Annotated in this window: 19 protein-coding genes; 1 reads left to right on the top strand and 18 read right to left on the bottom strand. The window is 37.4% G+C overall.

From position 1 onward, the window contains the following. Positions 1–51: 51 nt before the first annotated feature. The 8 genes from alr to EL194_RS06490 form a co-directional block, all read right to left on the bottom strand. Positions 52–1,179, bottom strand: coding sequence for an alanine racemase (alr, locus tag EL194_RS06525; protein ID WP_003773275.1), 1,128 nt, complete (start codon positions 1,177–1,179; stop codon positions 52–54). Further along, a complete protein-coding gene (locus tag EL194_RS06520; RefSeq protein WP_003773274.1) occupies positions 1,176–2,192 on the bottom strand; it encodes a D-alanine--D-alanine ligase family protein in 1,017 nt (338 codons plus the stop codon). The genes alr and EL194_RS06520 overlap by 4 nt, the downstream gene beginning before the upstream one ends. Next, positions 2,193–3,515 (bottom strand): UDP-N-acetylmuramoyl-tripeptide--D-alanyl-D-alanine ligase, encoded by a 1,323-nt coding sequence (locus EL194_RS06515; protein ID WP_003773273.1) that lies wholly within the window; start codon positions 3,513–3,515, stop codon positions 2,193–2,195. Beyond that, on the bottom strand, positions 3,512–4,132 hold the full coding sequence (gene nth, locus EL194_RS06510) for an endonuclease III (protein WP_003773272.1): 621 nt from the start codon (positions 4,130–4,132) through the stop codon (positions 3,512–3,514). Before nth ends, EL194_RS06515 begins: the two co-directional genes overlap by 4 nt. Continuing rightward, complete coding sequence (locus tag EL194_RS06505) at positions 4,129–4,635, bottom strand: DnaD domain-containing protein (protein ID WP_003773270.1); 507 nt, start codon at positions 4,633–4,635, stop codon at positions 4,129–4,131. Before EL194_RS06505 ends, nth begins: the two co-directional genes overlap by 4 nt. Before the next feature lie 2 nt (positions 4,636–4,637). Beyond that, on the bottom strand, positions 4,638–5,099 hold the full coding sequence (locus EL194_RS06500; protein WP_003773269.1) for a hypothetical protein: 462 nt from the start codon (positions 5,097–5,099) through the stop codon (positions 4,638–4,640). Between the two features lie 139 nt (positions 5,100–5,238). Next, positions 5,239–6,711, bottom strand: coding sequence for a hypothetical protein (locus EL194_RS06495; protein WP_003773268.1), 1,473 nt, complete (start codon positions 6,709–6,711; stop codon positions 5,239–5,241). A 9-nt stretch (positions 6,712–6,720) separates the two neighbouring features. Beyond that, positions 6,721–8,517 (bottom strand): dockerin type I domain-containing protein, encoded by a 1,797-nt coding sequence (locus EL194_RS06490; protein WP_003773267.1) that lies wholly within the window; start codon positions 8,515–8,517, stop codon positions 6,721–6,723. Positions 8,518–8,669: 152 nt separating this feature from the next. On the opposite strand from EL194_RS06490, the gene trhA reads away from it, so the two are divergent. Beyond that, positions 8,670–9,329, top strand: coding sequence for a PAQR family membrane homeostasis protein TrhA (gene trhA / locus EL194_RS06485; RefSeq protein WP_003773266.1), 660 nt, complete (start codon positions 8,670–8,672; stop codon positions 9,327–9,329). Positions 9,330–9,341: 12 nt separating this feature from the next. Here trhA and EL194_RS06480 read toward each other — a convergent pair whose 3' ends face one another. The 10 genes from EL194_RS06480 to EL194_RS06435 form a co-directional block, all read right to left on the bottom strand. Then, positions 9,342–9,785 carry a hypothetical protein gene (locus EL194_RS06480; protein ID WP_003773265.1) on the bottom strand — a complete coding sequence of 148 codons (444 nt, stop codon included), beginning with the start codon at positions 9,783–9,785 and terminating at the stop codon, positions 9,342–9,344. Positions 9,786–9,856: 71 nt separating this feature from the next. After that, positions 9,857–10,921: a M50 family metallopeptidase gene (locus EL194_RS06475; RefSeq protein WP_003773264.1), complete on the bottom strand. Its 1,065-nt coding sequence runs from the start codon at positions 10,919–10,921 to the stop codon at positions 9,857–9,859. A 9-nt stretch (positions 10,922–10,930) separates the two neighbouring features. After that, on the bottom strand, positions 10,931–11,698 hold the full coding sequence (locus EL194_RS06470; protein ID WP_003773263.1) for a phosphatidate cytidylyltransferase: 768 nt from the start codon (positions 11,696–11,698) through the stop codon (positions 10,931–10,933). 1 nt (position 11,699) lies between these two features. Further along, on the bottom strand, positions 11,700–12,380 hold the full coding sequence (locus EL194_RS06465) for an isoprenyl transferase (RefSeq protein WP_003773262.1): 681 nt from the start codon (positions 12,378–12,380) through the stop codon (positions 11,700–11,702). Positions 12,381–12,382: 2 nt separating this feature from the next. Further along, positions 12,383–12,928, bottom strand: coding sequence for a ribosome recycling factor (gene frr, locus EL194_RS06460; RefSeq protein ID WP_003773261.1), 546 nt, complete (start codon positions 12,926–12,928; stop codon positions 12,383–12,385). 2 nt (positions 12,929–12,930) lie between these two features. Next, complete coding sequence (gene pyrH / locus EL194_RS06455; RefSeq protein WP_003773260.1) at positions 12,931–13,644, bottom strand: UMP kinase; 714 nt, start codon at positions 13,642–13,644, stop codon at positions 12,931–12,933. Positions 13,645–13,695: 51 nt separating this feature from the next. Continuing rightward, positions 13,696–14,580 (bottom strand): translation elongation factor Ts, encoded by an 885-nt coding sequence (gene tsf / locus EL194_RS06450; protein WP_003773259.1) that lies wholly within the window; start codon positions 14,578–14,580, stop codon positions 13,696–13,698. A gap of 2 nt (positions 14,581–14,582) precedes the next feature. Continuing rightward, a complete protein-coding gene (rpsB, locus tag EL194_RS06445) occupies positions 14,583–15,506 on the bottom strand; it encodes a 30S ribosomal protein S2 (protein ID WP_003773257.1) in 924 nt (307 codons plus the stop codon). Positions 15,507–15,646: 140 nt separating this feature from the next. Then, positions 15,647–16,804 carry a pyridoxal phosphate-dependent aminotransferase gene (locus EL194_RS06440; RefSeq protein WP_003773256.1) on the bottom strand — a complete coding sequence of 386 codons (1,158 nt, stop codon included), beginning with the start codon at positions 16,802–16,804 and terminating at the stop codon, positions 15,647–15,649. Beyond that, the gene (locus EL194_RS06435) at positions 16,794–17,177 is read right to left on the bottom strand and encodes a hypothetical protein (protein ID WP_003773255.1); all 384 of its coding nucleotides are present in this window, start codon (positions 17,175–17,177) and stop codon (positions 16,794–16,796) included. The genes EL194_RS06440 and EL194_RS06435 overlap by 11 nt, the downstream gene beginning before the upstream one ends. Positions 17,178–17,186 lie beyond the last annotated feature (9 nt).

Raw genomic sequence — 17,186 nt, 5'->3', positions numbered from 1 at the left:
TTCTTTTTTTGTGCGAAAAAAAAAAGTACCCCAACTATTGAGGTGCTCTTTTTATTTCGATTCGATTTGATGAATGTAAATGCGAGGAATGTCATAAAGAATATGACTGATCAACTCATTGATGGATTGACCTGTGATCCCAATGTAATCATAAATAGTTTGTTTTTCATGACCAAAGAGAATAACACGATCTTCAAGGTTGCACGGAACCCCCGTGACATCAACCATAAATTGGGACATCGCAATATCTCCAACAATAGGACATAGCGTATCATTAATGACAACATGACCACCATTAAGTGACAACGACTTCATCACACCATCGCAATAGCCCGCAGAGACCGTTGCAAGCATCATGTCGTCTTCTGCTTGGAATGTTCGACCATAACCTACAAACTCCCCTTTTTTAAGCTCACGCACCATACAAACGCGTGATTCAAAGGATAAGACGGGCTCATACCCATCATTTAAAGACATTTCAAGTTGAGAAGGATGATAAAGACCAAACATAATCATACCGCAACGTACTGCATCAAAACCTAAATCTCCAAAATTAAGAATAGAAGGACTGTTTTGAATATGCGTCATTTTAGGATCAATACCATCGTGACGAAGTTTATCGATCACTGCTTTATAACGATCAAGTTGTAACATAGAAAACGCAACCGCATCCCCTTCATAAGATTGTGCTTCCACAAAATGACTGTAAATTCCACAAACTTCTAGTCCCTCAAGGCCATAGCAAGATTTAATTTCATCATAATCTTCCATGCCCAAACGATGAAGACCTGTATCAACTTTCACGTGTGTCTTAACTTTAACACCGTGATCAAGTCCGAATTGATTTAATTTTAAAGCATAATCGTGATTAATGATAACTTGCATTAAATCATATTCGATTAAATATTTAAAGTTTGATTCTAAAGTGGCACCCAAAAGTAAAATTGGTGTTGTGATACCGTGCTTTCTTAAATCACGCGCTTGTTCGATATTAAGTACCGCAAGGACATCAATCTTCATTTTTTCACAGGTATGTGCAACCTCTACAAGACCACAACCATATCCATTCGCTTTAATTACCGCAATGATCTTCGTCTCAGGTTTGATAATTTCACGTAATTTTAAAGTGTTATTTAAAATTCTTTGTTCATCTACAAATACAGTACAGTTATTAATCATAGTAAATCCTCAATCATTTTTGTAATCAATTCAGGGTAACTTACACCCGCACGATCCAACATACCTGGGTAACGTGATGAACTTGTAAACCCTGGAATTGTATTGACTTCGTTTAAGAAGATACGATGATCTTCAGTCACAAAGAAATCAAGACGTGAAAACTGCGCACAATCAAGAACATTAAATGCAAGTTCACCCAGTCGTTGAACTTCTTTGCGTACAGATTCTGGGAATGTGGAAACAGGCAATGTCTCTGTAGCGTGTGGATGGTACTTCTCTTGGAAATCAAACACTTCTCCAGAAACATTCACTTGATCCACTTCACTTACAATAAGCTCTTGATCGGTTTTAAGAATGCCTAGACCGACTTCCGTTCCTTTGATGTATGCTTCAATTAAAACCCTTGAATCAAACTCAAAAGCAAACAAACATGCATTTAAGAGTTCATCATAATTACGTACGTAACTCACACCAAATGAAGATCCTTCTCGACTTGGTTTCACAATACAAGGATATTCAACTTTTTCAAAATCAATATCATTAATATGAGTAATGAGTTGGTAAGCTGCCATATCAATTCCTGCTGCTTCACAGATAATATGCGTAAACCCTTTATCCATACATAATGCGGAAGATAGAACATCACATCCAGTAAATGGGATATTTGCACATTTAAGAAGCCCTTGGACTTGTCCACCTTCTCCCATACGTCCGTGTAACATTAAAAATGCGACGTCCACAGGCAGTAAACTTTGATCATCTGCATAAATAAATCCCGGACGATCATAATTGAATTGTAAATAGAGTTCTCGATGTCCTTCCAGTTTATTGGATTGCATCATATCTAAAGTATAATTTCCAGTATACCATTTTCCATCTTTACCGATGTATAAGGGTACACAATCAAATTTTTCCTTTGGAAAATGTTCTAAAACGGAGGCTGCACTTGCAACAGAAATATCATGTTCGCTATTAATCGAGCCAAAAACTAATGCCACTTGTAACTTATTCATCTACTTTACCTCTTCCATTAATCGTTCGAGTTGATACGAACGTGATCCTTTAATTAATATCATCGCATGCTCATCAAAACATGGTGTAACACGTTCTACAAATGCCTCAAATGTGTCATCATTCGTAAAACGTGACGCATCCAGTCTACTATCGGATAGTGCTTTCTTAAACTCTGGCCCTAATGTATGAGCCATCTTAATGTTTAAATCTTGAATGCAATCTAAAACCTCAAGATGTGCCTTATGACTCTCAGGACCTAACTCTACCATGTCGCTTAAAATCGCTACACGGTCGCCATCATATTCATAATGAGCCAGTAAATCGAGCGCATACTTAGCACTAATTGGATTGGACTTATAGGCATCCAGTAACACCAAAGCATTTCCCTTTTCAACAAGTTCTGTTCGTAGAGACGTTAATGCGACATGATTTAAACCCTCACGAATCACGGCATCATCAATACCAAGCTTACTCAATAAGGCAATCACACCGGCACAATTACTTGCTTGATGATTTCCTAAAAGATTGCTTGAATACGCAACACCATCAAGCTTGAATGAAATTCCGTGATTATTTGAAGAAACATCCGATACAACCCATTCATTATCCTCATTAAAACCAAAGGTATGCTCACCATGACTAATACTACGGTATTGTTCAAAGTCACCCTGATAAAAGGATAAATCTTTGTGTGTTACAAAATCAAAAATTCTCATTTTTTCTGAAGCAATATGTTCGATACTATCAAAATTCATCATATGTGCGGGTGCCAAACTCATCACTAGGCCTGCATCCGGACGAATACACTCCGCCATTACCGCAACATCTCCCACATAATCAAGACCCATTTCAAAAATACCAAACTCTGTATCGTCATTCATACGAAAGAGGTTAAGATACGTTCCAATTTCTGTATTTTGATTTTTGTAAGTTGCAATAGAATTCCCAACTCTACTTAGAATACTAAAGAGTATATCTTTGGTTGACGTTTTTCCATTACTACCTGTAATTCCTATAAATGTAGCATTTAGTGTGTCACGATATGCTTTAGCAAACAATTGTAATGCTGCCATGGTATCGTCAACGATTATTTGACATACATCAAGGTTATCGATTTTGTGATCAACTAGAACTGCGACTGCACCTTTACCGATCACATCTTCGATATAATCATGACCATCCACGCGCGCCCCTTTAAGACACACAAATAAATCACCGGCTTCAACAGCTCGTGAATCAACCTTTACACCTTGAACTTGTGTAGAACCCAATACAGAACCTTTTACCCAATTTGCTATGATATCTGTTTTTAAATCTTTCATCGTTGATGTTTCTCCTTTAATTCTTCTAATAATTCAAATGCATCACGCTCATTACGTGCTGTACTGTGATAACGACCAAATAGTAAGAGTAGATGATGCGCCCTTGCCCAGTCTTCACGTGGTATTTTACGCATTAACTTACGTTCAACATCCTCAACTGTATCATTTGGTTTCGCGAGTTTTAATCGCTTAGCGACACGCTCAACATGTGTATCTACAGCAATCGCTGGCAGTTTGAAACCTTCCGCTAATACAACATTCGCTGTTTTACGACCAACTCCTGGCAATTTCATCAGTTGAGTACGTGTTCTCGGCACTTCACCTTCAAAATCATCAACAAGCATTGACGCACATGCCACGATATATTTTGCCTTATTGCGATACAATCCAATCGTTTTTAAATATGATTCCACATCTTTTACATCTGCTTGCGAAAGACTATACGGTGTCGGATATCTTTCAAAAAGAGCAGGTGTAACTTTGTTGACGGCAACATCTGTTGTCTGCGCCGATAAGGTAACAGCAATCAACAATTCAAAGGGATTGCGATAATTTAAATCACTTTTCGCATTTGGGAACTCAGCATCTAAAATTTCGATAATTTCTGCTACTGTCATTGTGAACCCAAACGTTCTTTTTGTTTATTCGCGAGAATCGCATTGATATATTGCATCGATACTTTTTTATAAATGACCGCATTACGAAGACCATCTAAAATATCCGCTTCCGAATATTTTGACAACCACGTATTCAACGTCATCAGTTCATTTTGAGATAAAAGTCGACCAAACTCCGATTCAAACACTTCAAAAATTCCTTCATTAACATATTCATAACGTACACCATCTTGAAATAATCCATCGAGATTAAATTCAAGTGCATCTTTCGATACCTTAATTGCGAGGATGTTTTGACGTACCAAATCATGAATCGTTTCATCAACAACATGACTTTCTACAGCCGTACGTTCAGCCAACAATTCTAAGGTGATGGGAACGCCTTGTTGATTCAAGAAATCAATCATCAACAACACTAATGTTTGTGTTGGACTCAATTTCATCGATCCCAAATTTTCTAAAATCCAGTCCCTACGATTAATGTAAGCTTTATTCCACCACATAATTAAAAGTCCTCCAATTCAAATACAACCGATAAATCATCCACATCTACAAATACTTCTTTATTTTTAGTTTTTAATACGTATACAAGTTTGTCATCATACACACCAAAGCGAATCTTACGATTTGAAATGTCCAAAGACTCAGCCAGATCATAAACGGGCTCATAAGTGACCATATCATGTTCACCAAAAGCATCTAAAGCCTTATTAAACCATACAATTTTAGATCCTGATTCTTCTTTAATTTCGGTTATGTAATAGACTTGATCAAGCGAAAAACGACTCAATAGACGAGCCTCTTGATATCCTTTTAATTTCATCATTGCTTCCACATGCAATTGGTCTTCACGTTCATAAGCACGGCGAGGTCCACCAATAAATCCTACATAGCCGATATAGATTGTCAAAACGATTAGGAAAATCAAAAATACATTTGTGGAAAATGCTTTAACTCTATTTTTCATGTTCACACCTCAATCATTATTTTACCATAATTACAAAGAAAACGGCGGACATTCCACTGGAATTATCTAGAAATCAATCTTCTTACCAATCAGGACCGACTTCTAGAATAATGATATAAAAAAAACTGAATTGCTTCAGTTATTTTTTCTTAAATTTAAGCAAACCTTTACGCTCTAAAATACTTGCGATGAGTCCGCTCGACACAACTGCTAAGGCGCCAGAAAGTCCCCAAGTCGCAGTAACATACGCATTATCGACATGATCAAAGCCTACAATAGACCACTCGATATTTTTTTCAGTATCAAGATTATAAAAACCTTGCTTCCCTTTGGCATTTACTCCATAAATCAACTGCGATTCATTTTCTAAATCCCATGCTTTATATGTTTCTTTAAAATTCAAATCTGGATCAATTTCAAGGATTTTCTTATCCAATTCAAGTGTGTGATCCACATAAGTTGCTTTGTTAACCTTTTCATGGTCACTACCATTTGTAGTTGATTGGATAAAGAATGGTTCTTTTTCAGATCGTAGCATCATCACCGCATCGCCTAAAAACTCATCATCTTTATTGAATAATCGCCATGATGCTTCCCCATCTACAAGAGTTAACATTGCTTTAAGATTGTCGTTACCAAAACCGTTGATCTTTTGGTCACCAATTTTAATCTCCGTTTTTTTAAATCCGATTTTATCCATGTATCGATCCAGCAGTTCATCTTCATAAACCGTTACGTCTTGATCCTCCATCTTAACAACAGTAGGTTCATCTAAATTTTGTTTCAAAGTAAGTTTATACTCTTTCACAACATCCTCTTGAGCACCACGAATCGTAATAACATGTTCTTTAACATCTTCTTTAAATTCGTACTCTTTATCATAGGTGAGTGTTACATCACCTGATGTTGAAGCGACATCTAAAAGGAATTTATTAACACGCTTTGGAAGCGTATATTCATATTCAGTTTTACCCTCTTCGATTTTAATGGTTTTAAGAGTTTCACCATATAGTTTCGTATCACTGGATACGATATCAATCGATTCTACTAAGAGCGATTTCGCAATTTCTTCTTTACGTTCTTTCTCTGCTTGTTCCGCTTCAGCTTGAAGTTCCTCCGGTGTTTTGGACGGTGCTTCGGAACCACCTTGGTTTGAGCCGCCTGAAGATCCACCTGAAGACCCACTATTTCCTGAAGAAGTTCCACCACTTGAAGGTGCAACAATCGATACTTCTTTAGATCCTCCGATTGAAAATTCAGAATTACTTCCTGACGTAGTCGCCGCAGTTCCCGAAACTGAAATTACCACAGTACCACTTGATCCAGCCGTTACTGAGATGTTAGCACTCTCCGTTTTGCTTTCACCACTACCATAGGCGCCACTCGATGTCGCGCCACCGGCACTACCATTTGAAACTGACGTACTATATGAAAAGTATGCAGTCTCGGACGCATTGAATGTTAATGTATAATACCCTGTTTCCCCGGGAGCAAGTGATGAAGGACCCGAAACTGAAATACTCCCACTTGCTGCATGAACTGTATTCATATTGAACGGTAATAAGAGGACCGTCATGAGCCCCACAACAACTATTTTAATAATTTTCTTCATGATTCACCTCTAGTTTAATTTACTGTTTCCTAATAAATGACTTTTAATCATCGCTAAATCTAATAACGAAAGCTTACCATCACCATTAACATCTGCTCTTGCAAAACTGTCACCACTAAGTTTTGAATTTCCTAATAAATGACTTTTTACCATCGCAAGATCGATTAGCGATATTTTTCCATCTCCAGACACATCCCCGCGTTTCATATTTGTTTCTTTATGCAATTTCCCAGCTACTGTCTTCACTTCACTACCCTTTACATACCCATAGTTATGATTTTCATTATAGGGTGTCTTAAAAGGTCTTGTCGTTGTATCCCAAGGCATTAAATCGCGATTCGATGTTAATAATGGATCCGAAGCGATTTTATACCACACCTCTGAACCCTTCTTAATCTCATCAAGAATTAATACATGTTGTCCTGTAACGTTTAATTTGTAAATCGAAGCAGAACTACCATTTGCTTCTTTATAAACCGACGGGGATCCACTGGATGTAACTAAACCAATGGTATATTGTTTGTAATCTTTCATACCCATATACCAATCCATAATATAGAAATACTCTGCTGCTTTTTCACCCCAAAAAGGATCCGATGAATACTTAACATTAATTCCACTTTGTTTATCTCCGAGGTATCCACCAAAGTAGTTCGCTTCAGTAACATCCATATAATGCCAATTCAGAAAATGAGTCATATGATTTGAGATTGACATTCCAACACTTTCATAAACCGTTGCGGATTCTGGTGATGAGTCATAAGCTTCATGCCCAAATATGTTTTTATCTTTTAATGCAATATTACTACGACCCCATCCCGATTCATTAACGGCAGTTCCAAATGTAATAAGTGGGTTAATACCATATTTCTTTCCTTCATTTATGAAATGACTTTCCGATCCGACGAGTAAGGACTCATTCGGTTTTAAATTTTCTACTTCTGTAACTTTTGGTGAAGGTGCCGCTGTATACCCTTTACGTGCTAGATATTTATTAATATCTTGAGCAGTAACAGCTGATTTTGCGCGGTTGGATAAAAATTGGTAGTAGTTATACCATGGGTTTGTTGAATTCAATGCCCCTGCATTTTTATTTAGTTTTAAATCCGCAACCATGGTTTTTAGATTTGTATAAAAGTAATGACCATCTGCGGAATAGTAGTTAACACCTTGGCGTAAATAACTTGGTGCGGGTCCCAATAAAATGGTTGCAGCTTTCGTTTGGTTTGCACCCCGACTGATATAGTGGACCAGTTCATTATCACTGTTCACTTTATACATATTCATCGATTTAGCTTCCGCAAAACTGTATTCTCTAAAGTTTGATGCGTTAACCCAACCTACTGCCCCTGCGATTTGAATTTGGTAGCGATTGTTTTCTTTTTTATAGAAAGGAAAGACACCACTGTAAAGCACACCATCGGAAATATACGTACGCGCTGCTTCTTCTGTTGAATTATTGTATAGGAGAATGGTCGATTTCCCAGATCCATTCGGTTCAATTATACCCTCAGTGCGTTGTGCACGTGCTCCAACAGAAAAACTCCGCATTTGATTTAACACGGTTACTGTTTCATTATCCTCGCCTCCAAGTGATGGGACCTCTGGATTTTCATTCAAATCTAATTCCCCCAAGTCCTCTTCATCACGAAGTTGCTCTATTTCAGGATCAAGTACTTGTGTAAAACCTTCCAGACCCTTCTGGTCAGCATGGATTGATGCATTTGAATTTACACCTACAATTCCTAAAATAACAGCACAAATTATTAGTTTTAAAAGTCTCTTTTTAAGTTGAGAAAGCTTCATATTCACCCACCGCCTCTAGTGTAAAATATACCATAATTCCCTCACAATCACAATTCAACGACTGAATCATGAACAATATTTCACATACCGACATGCATAAATATACTGTTAGTTCATATGTGGATAGTGTAGAATAAATCTAGGAGGTAATTATGACAAACGAAAATTCAATGAAACACATGGTCAAACTTTCTTTTAAAGAAGAGATTTTAAACTGTGTTTCTCACGGAATCATGGCTCTAGCGCTCCTTATTAGCCTTCCCTATGTTTCCATTCATGCATACAAAGATGGTGGTGCTTTGCTCGCTACTGGAGAAGCCGTATTTGTAATCTCTTTATTTTTTATGTTTTTAGGATCAACACTTTATCATTCAATGGAATACGGCTCAAATCATAAGTATATCTTTAGATTTCTTGATCACAGTTTTATTTTTGTAGCAATCGCGGGGAGTTACACACCCATTGCCCTCTATGCAATCGGTGGCAGCTTTGGAATCGCTATTGTATTAATCCAATGGTTAATGGTTGTCCTGGGAATTCTTTATAAAGCTTTAGCTAAAAATGCGAAACCATCAATCACCGTTGGAATTTATCTTGTAATGGGTTGGACGGCCGTTGTACTTATTCCCCGTCTATTAAAAAATACATCGCCACTATTTTTAGGACTTATCGTTCTTGGTGGTCTTCTGTATAGTATTGGTGCATGGTTTTATATGCAGAAAGATAAACAGTATTACCATTTTATTTGGCATTTGTTTATTAATTTCGCATCCATCGCACACTTTGTCGCAATCGTATTCTTTATGGCATAAAAAAAGAGCAGATTAATCGTCTGCTCTTTTATATGGGCAATCAAATACATATTCTTGTTGTGCATCCACGACACGTCTCATATCGCCATCCGCGACATAATCATGTTCATGCATCCATTCTGCAATTCCCGTATGAACATCCACAAATGAATCCGCAACAATACGTATCAACTCATCGGGTTTCTCTTGAACAAATTTAATCGGTCCAAGGTCTTCAATCGGTTCTTTCACAGCAATGAAAAGCTTAACATCAACAAGTTCGATACGATCTTCTGAATCATATGCGACTGTATAGTTATATTCTGGCTCTGTTAATTCAACATTAAGACGAATCAATTCATTACGTAATGAATCAATTGCTTTTAGGTATAGATTACGTGAATAATCAGGTACCGTAATCTCCATAGTAGCCAGCCACATTTTATCTAATGAAAGTTTTTCAATTTTATACGCCATAAAATACTCCTTTTGACCATTATAACATAAAAAAAGGCTATTGCCTTTTTTTAACTTAAATACACCTGGGATTAGCCAATTAGTTTTCGAATATCATTAAACATGATAAATACAAAGAGTGCCATAATCATTGCTACTCCAATTGACATAATTCCATTTTCAATTTTTTCTGGAATCGGTCTTCGAATAATCATCTCGATAAGTGTTAGCAGTGCACGTCCACCATCCATTACTGGAATCGGAACAAGATTAATCACCGCTAAACTCACAGACAATTGTGCAATTAAACTGAGGAAGAAGATAAAACCTTGACTAGAAATCTGTGATGTCACTTGGTAAATCCCAATAGGTCCACCTACAGAGTTAAGACCAACACCATGTACAAGACGACTTAAAACAAAACCAAGTTGTTGGATTATCGTGCCCAGCATCGTAAATCCCATGCCAAGTGATTCAAAGAAATTCAAATCACGATGTTCACCACTGATTGCCTGCACACCAATGAGATAACGTTCTTCTTCTTTATTAAACTCTGGTTTAAGTTTTGTATCTACTTCATTACCATCACGCATCACCGTAACAGTCACTTCGTGATCTTCATAGACCATGATGCTTGTAACCAATTGATTAAAATCATGAGGCGTCACAACTTTACCATCATCAAAAGTAAGTTTGATAATTTCATCGTTGATGCGCAATCCTGCTTTTTCTGCTGGAGAACCTTCTGCAATCCCAGCTACAATTGGTTTGGGTGCATCAACTGTACCAAGATGCATCGAAAGTCCTGTGAAAATCACAAAAGCTAAGACTAAATTCATAAAAATACCTGCAAGCATAACAATAAGACGCTTCCAAGGTTTGATACCAACAATGGTACGTTCACGATCGACACCAAAATCACCTTCACCAGGCTCTCCTGCCATCGACACAAATCCCCCTAAAGGTAATGCTCGAATTGAGAAACTTGTCTCCCAACCTTCTTTTTTATATTCGAAAATTTTAGGTCCCATGCCGATTGCAAACTCGTTACAATAAACACCAAAAACCTTCGCAGCCATAAGATGACCTAATTCATGAATGAATACAATCAATCCCATAACTAAAACAAAATAAAATATATTGAGTAATATTTGCATGCAAACCTCCTATATAAAGATTGTAAGTATAATATTAAATGTTAAGAGTGCAAAAATAACACTATCAACACGGTCTAACACCCCACCATGACCTGGGAATATATAACCAAAATCTTTCACATCAAAATGACGTTTGATTGAACTGAATGCTAAATCACCAATTTGTCCGATAAAAGGAATAATAAGTGAACCCGCGATGATTACGTTAAGTGGTACATAGTTAATGATGAACATCGATCCGAAGATAAAAGATAGAAGTGCTGACATCGTATAACCAATGACTGCACCCTCAATTGTTTTCTTAGGCGAAATACGTTCAATCAGCTTATGTTTCCCAAACATCATTCCTCCAAAATACGCAAAGGTATCCGTTAAGTAGGTTGCAAGGAGAACATAAATAAACACAAGTTTATCATATTCTAAAACGACCGTCACCGCTTGTACTGCTAGCACTAACATCATAATTAAGATAAACATATACGAAACATTATCGAAAGTATACCAGTCAAAGAATACGGTCAATGCAAAGAGTGTCATGATCAATACTGCTGTAAATGAAGGTATATACTCAGGTAGAATTAAGCCACCTGTAATGGTAAATGCAATGATGATTGGAACTATAATCGGTTTTAATCGCTCTTTATTTAGAAGATATATTTCATAAGCTCCCAACAGGATTAAACCCATTATTAAAGTAAAAAGAGCCCCGTTCCCTGCAAATAAAGCTGCACTAAAAACAGCGACTAATACAATGGCAGTGGTTATGCGCTCTTTCATACTAAAGTCCTCCAAATCTACGATTTCGTTGATTGAAATCCTCTACACACGACTTAAACATTGGACGATCAAACTCTGGCCATTGAACATCTACAAAGAGAAGTTCCGCATACGCTAATTGCCACAATAAGTAATTCGAAAGTCGGCGATCGCCGCCTGTGCGAATTAAGAGATCTACAGGTGGTAATCCAAATGTATCTAAATACGATTCAAAAACAGTTTCCGTTACAGTCTCAATTCCATCATCCACTATTGATTGCGCAGCACGTACGATTTCATCCCGTGAGCCATAATTCAATGCGAAATTAAGAATGAGTTTATTGTTATCTTTTGTGCGTTCAACCGCATTATCCATTACCTTGCGCGTGCGTGCTGGAATTTTCGTTAAATCACCAATGGTTCGGATTTGAATGCCTTTTTCCATCAATTCATTTAAGAACTTTTCAAAAAACACAGCAGGTAATTTCATGAGATAATCAATCTCTTTTTGAGGACGTTTCCAGTTTTCAGTCGAAAATGCATACAATGTAATGACCTCAACACCCAAATCTAAGGCTTCCAAAGCAATATCACGTACATTCTCACTACCGTAGTAGTGACCGAATGTACGTTCTTTCTTCTGCTTTGTTGCCCAACGTCCGTTACCATCCATAATGATGGCCACATGTTTTAGGCTATTCATAATTAAATTGTCATGATTTCCTTAACTTTGTCTTTAGAAATCGCATCAATTTTCTTTGTAATATCGTCTGTAAGTTTTTGTACATCATCAAGAAGACGTTTCTCTTGATCTTCTGGAAGATCTTCAAGATTCTTGATTTCATCATTTAAATCACGGCGAACATTACGTGCAGCTACTTTAGCATCTTCCGCTAAAGATCCTACTTGTTTTGAAACTTCTTTACGTGTTTCTTCTGTTAATTGAGGCACATTGATGCGTACTACCGTACCATCATTTTGTGCTAATAACCCGAGGTTACCGTTGTTGATTGTATGTTCAATTTCTTTAAGTGCAGATGGATCAAATGGCTTGATTACCAATTGACGTCCTTCTACTACAGAAATTTGAGCAATTTGTTCAATGGGTGTTGCTGAACCATAATAGTCAATTGACACTCCATATAACATTGACACATTGGCACGTCCTGAACGTAAACCACCTAAGCGTGTCTCAAAGTTTTCAATTACTTCGTCCATTAAAAGACGACCATCGTTAATGATTGATTGCATCTTTATTTTCCTCCCTTAGATACGCGTGTTGCTACTGCTTCACCTTTTACTGCTTTTATTATATTATTTTTTTCATTCATATTAAATACAATTAAATCAATATCGTTATCCATACACATTGACGTTGCAGTTGTATCCATAACGGCAAGTTCTTCTTGAATAACATCCATATAGGATAAACTATCATATTTTAAGGCATCCGGATTAATTCTTGGATCAGAATTATAAACACCATCGACACCATTTTTAGCCATTAAGATTACATCGGCTTTAATTTCTGATGCGCGAAGTGCTGCAGTAGTATCCGTTGAAAAATATGCAGATCCTGTACCCGCACCAAATACAACAACACGTCCTTTTTCTAAGTGACGGATTGCACGACGTGGAATAAAGGGTTCTGCGACCTTAGTCATATCAATCGCTGTTTGAACGCGTGTTTCAACACCGTTACGTTCTAAAGCTCCTTGGATTGCTAAAGCGTTAATTACTGTGCCCAACATTCCCATGTAGTCAACTTGCATGCGATCGATGCCTAATTCTTCAGCCATTCGACCTCTAACAAAGTTTCCTCCTCCGACAACGATAGCGACTTCGACACCATCATTGACAATTGTTTTAATTTGTTCTGATAAATCATCGAGAACGACCGGATCAAAAATTTCTCCATCTGTTGATAGAGCTTCACCGCTTAATTTTAACAATACGCGTTTGTACATGTTGCACGTCCTTTCAAAAAGGACACAGTAACTGTGTCCTTATATCATAAATTAAACTTGAGCTGCTTTTGCAACTTCAGCTGCGAAATCTTCTTCGCGTTTTTCAATACCTTCACCAACTGCGAAACGAATGAATGATTCAACGTTTGCATTTGCTGATTTAAGTACTTGTGAAACCTTAGCTTTACCATCCTTAAAGAAAATTTGGTCAACTAAAGAGATGTCTTGCATTGATTTGCTTACACGTCCCTTAATGATTCCTTCAACTACTTGTTCTGGTTTGTTTGAAAGTGATTCGTCATTTTTAACGATTTCAACTTGAATGTTTGTTTCGTGATCAATGATTTCTGAAGGAATTTCAGCTTGTGACACATATTGTGGTGACATTGAAGCAATTTGCATTGCCATGTCTTTTGCTAATTCTTCATCAGCGTTCTTAAGAACTGCTAATGCTGAAATTTTTCCACCCATATGCATGTATTCACCGAATACTTCATCATCTGATTTTTCAACGATTGCAAATCGACGTAATGTAATTTTTTCTCCGATTGTAGCTGTTGCAGCAACAACTAAGTCAGATACTGTTTGTCCATTAACATCAACTGCTAAAGCTGCATCTAAATCTGCAGGATTAGCTTCAAGAAGTACGTTGCTTAATGTATCAACGAGTTCTACGAATTGAACATTCTTAGCAACAAAGTCTGTTTCTGAGTTTACTTCGATAACAATACCGCGGTTTCCCTTAACAGTAACCTTTGTTGTTCCTTCAGCAGCAATACGACCTGATTTCTTCTGAGCATTTGAAATACCTTTTTCTCGTAACCAGTCAACTGAAGCTTGGATATCGCCTTCAGTAGCTTCAAGAGCTTTCTTACAGTCCATCATTCCAGCTCCAGTAAGATCACGAAGTTCTTTAACTAACTTTGCACTAATCATCTTTACGCCTCACTTTTTTCTGTTTTTGTTTCTGTTTTTGCTTCTACTTTTTCATCACGATTGTTTGTTGGACGGTCAGTACGTGTATAACGTTGTTGACGACGACGATCATCGCGTTTACGACGTTCTTCAAAACGTTGACGACGACGACGGTCATTTTCAGCAGCTTGTTGTTCTACATTAACGATAACGTCTTCCATTGTGATGTCTTCTACATCTTGATCTTGGTAAGCAACTTGTAATACGCCACCTTTTGGTTCGATCATTGCATCTGCCATTAATCCTACGATTGTACGGATTGCGCGGATTGCATCATCATTACCAGGAATTGCGTAATCAACTGCATCTGGATCACAGTTTGTATCAACGATTCCAAATACTGGGATTCCTAATTTACGAGCTTCAGCAACTGCGTTAGCATCTTCAATTGGGTCTACCACAAATAATGCATCTGGAAGTTTCTTCATTTCTTTAATTCCACCTAAGAAGTTTTCTAGACGGTCTTTTTCTTTAAGTAATAATGATACTTCTTTTTTAGTATAAACATTGATTGATCCGCTGTTTTCCATTTCTTCAATTTCAACTAAACGACGAATTGATTTTTGGATTGTACGGAAGTTTGTTAATGTACCACCTAACCAACGTTGGTTGATAAAGAATGATCCACTACGTAGTGCCTCTTCTAATACGATTGTTTGAGCTTGTTTCTTTGTTCCTACAATTAAAAGTTTACCGCCTTTTTCTGCGATATCTTTCATTGCTGCATATGCTTCATCAAGTTTTTCTTGAGTTTTATTTAAATCGATAATGTAAATACGATTCTTTGCAGCATAAATATATGGTTTCATTTTTGGATTCCAACGACGTGTTTGGTGTCCATAATGAACTCCGCTTTCTAATAATTTCTTCATTGTCACAACTGACATAACTAAATTCCTACCTTTCCGTTAGTCCTCCATCATTTCTAAAGTAGACAACTCATCGTGAGCACGGGGTCTACGAATCCATGATGTGTGAATTAGGCATTCTTTTGATGCCATTGTTTATTTTATCATAATGTCCTTGCTTAAACAAGGTTCTTTCGCGATTTATCCATGGTAAAATCTTTGATAAATCGTTCCAGTCGATCCAGTCCTTTTTCCAGCACTTCTAAAGGGCTTCCGTAAGAAATTCGAATAAATCCTTCTGTACCAAAATAGATGCCCGGTATTGTTACCAATCCATACTCTTCCGCGAGTCTTGTTGCGAAATCTTCTGACGACATACCAAAGTGTTGAATTGAAGGAAAAACATAAAAGGCTCCTTCTGGTTTTACATAAGGAAGTCCCATTGCATCCAATCGTTTTAATACGTAACTTCTTCGAATTGCATAAGCTTCAACCATATACTGTGTGTCCACATCCAACGCCGCAATACATGCCGGTTGTGAGAAACTTGAAATTCCGGTCACAAGATTTTGATGAAGACGATGCATCAACTCAATGAGTCCCGCTTCCGCTATCACATACCCGACACGCCAACCGGTCATTGCATGAGACTTTGAAAAACTTTGAGTAATAATAATTTGATCTTGAAGATGCTCATCCATACGCAATGATGGAATATCCCCTTCATAAAGCATCGAACGATACACTTCATCGACAATTACATAAATATCTGATCGTTTTGTTAACACATCACGAATTGCTCGAATACTTGTTTCATCGTAGACCACGCCGGTTGGATTATTTGGAGTCGCAAAAAGAATTGCACGGGTACGTGGCGTAACCACGTTCTCAAGCATCTCAGGTGTTACTTGAAATTGAGTTTCACTTGTATTAACTAACACAGGTTTAGCTCCCGCAAGGGTAACTTGAGTTTGATACAATGGGAAACTCGGTGTGAAAATCACGACTTCATCCCCTTCGTTCACCACAGACCAAATCGCTAAGGTAAGACCTTCTGTTGCGCCATTTGTGATAATAACATTTTCGGATTGGTAAGGACGGATGTTAAATTGTGATTCATGACGCGCAATCGCATCCCGCAAATCTAAATTTCCAATGGCAGGTGGATAATGCGTTTCATTTCGCATCAATGAATCTACCGCTGCTTGCTTAATAGTATCCGGTGTGTCCAAATCGGGTTCTCCAATCGTTAAGAAAACCATATCCTCACGTCCTTGATAACGTGCCGAAAACTGACGTATCCCACTTAGGGTTAATGCTTCAATCCTACGCTTCATCCACATACCTCCAGTCGCTTGTTTGATAAATTGCATAAAGTGGAACTTCGTTCCCATTAATCGTAAGAACAGTCTTGCCAAAAGCATTCTCACGTTGACCATTCCAAGAATTAAACTGACCAAATAGTCGTGTAACAATCGTACCCAACCATACATAATCGGTTAACCCACCAACAACTACAATCTTATCAGGGTTGATCGTTTCAATTTCTTGACGGACAACACGACACAACTCAGGTTTTTCAATTTCATAGACATCCATTAATTGTTCATTTGGAAACCCTTTTCGTAAATCCAAATATTCAAAATCAAGGTTTAAATCGGTTAGTTCTTGCTTTACAGAATCCCGATCACTGATAACTAATAATTTCATGATAGACCT

Source organism: Erysipelothrix rhusiopathiae (assembly GCF_900637845.1).
GTDB lineage: Bacteria > Bacillota_I > Bacilli_A > Erysipelotrichales > Erysipelotrichaceae > Erysipelothrix > Erysipelothrix rhusiopathiae.
Note: the sequence above shows the minus strand (reverse complement) of the source record. Positions and strands in the feature narration are given on the sequence as shown.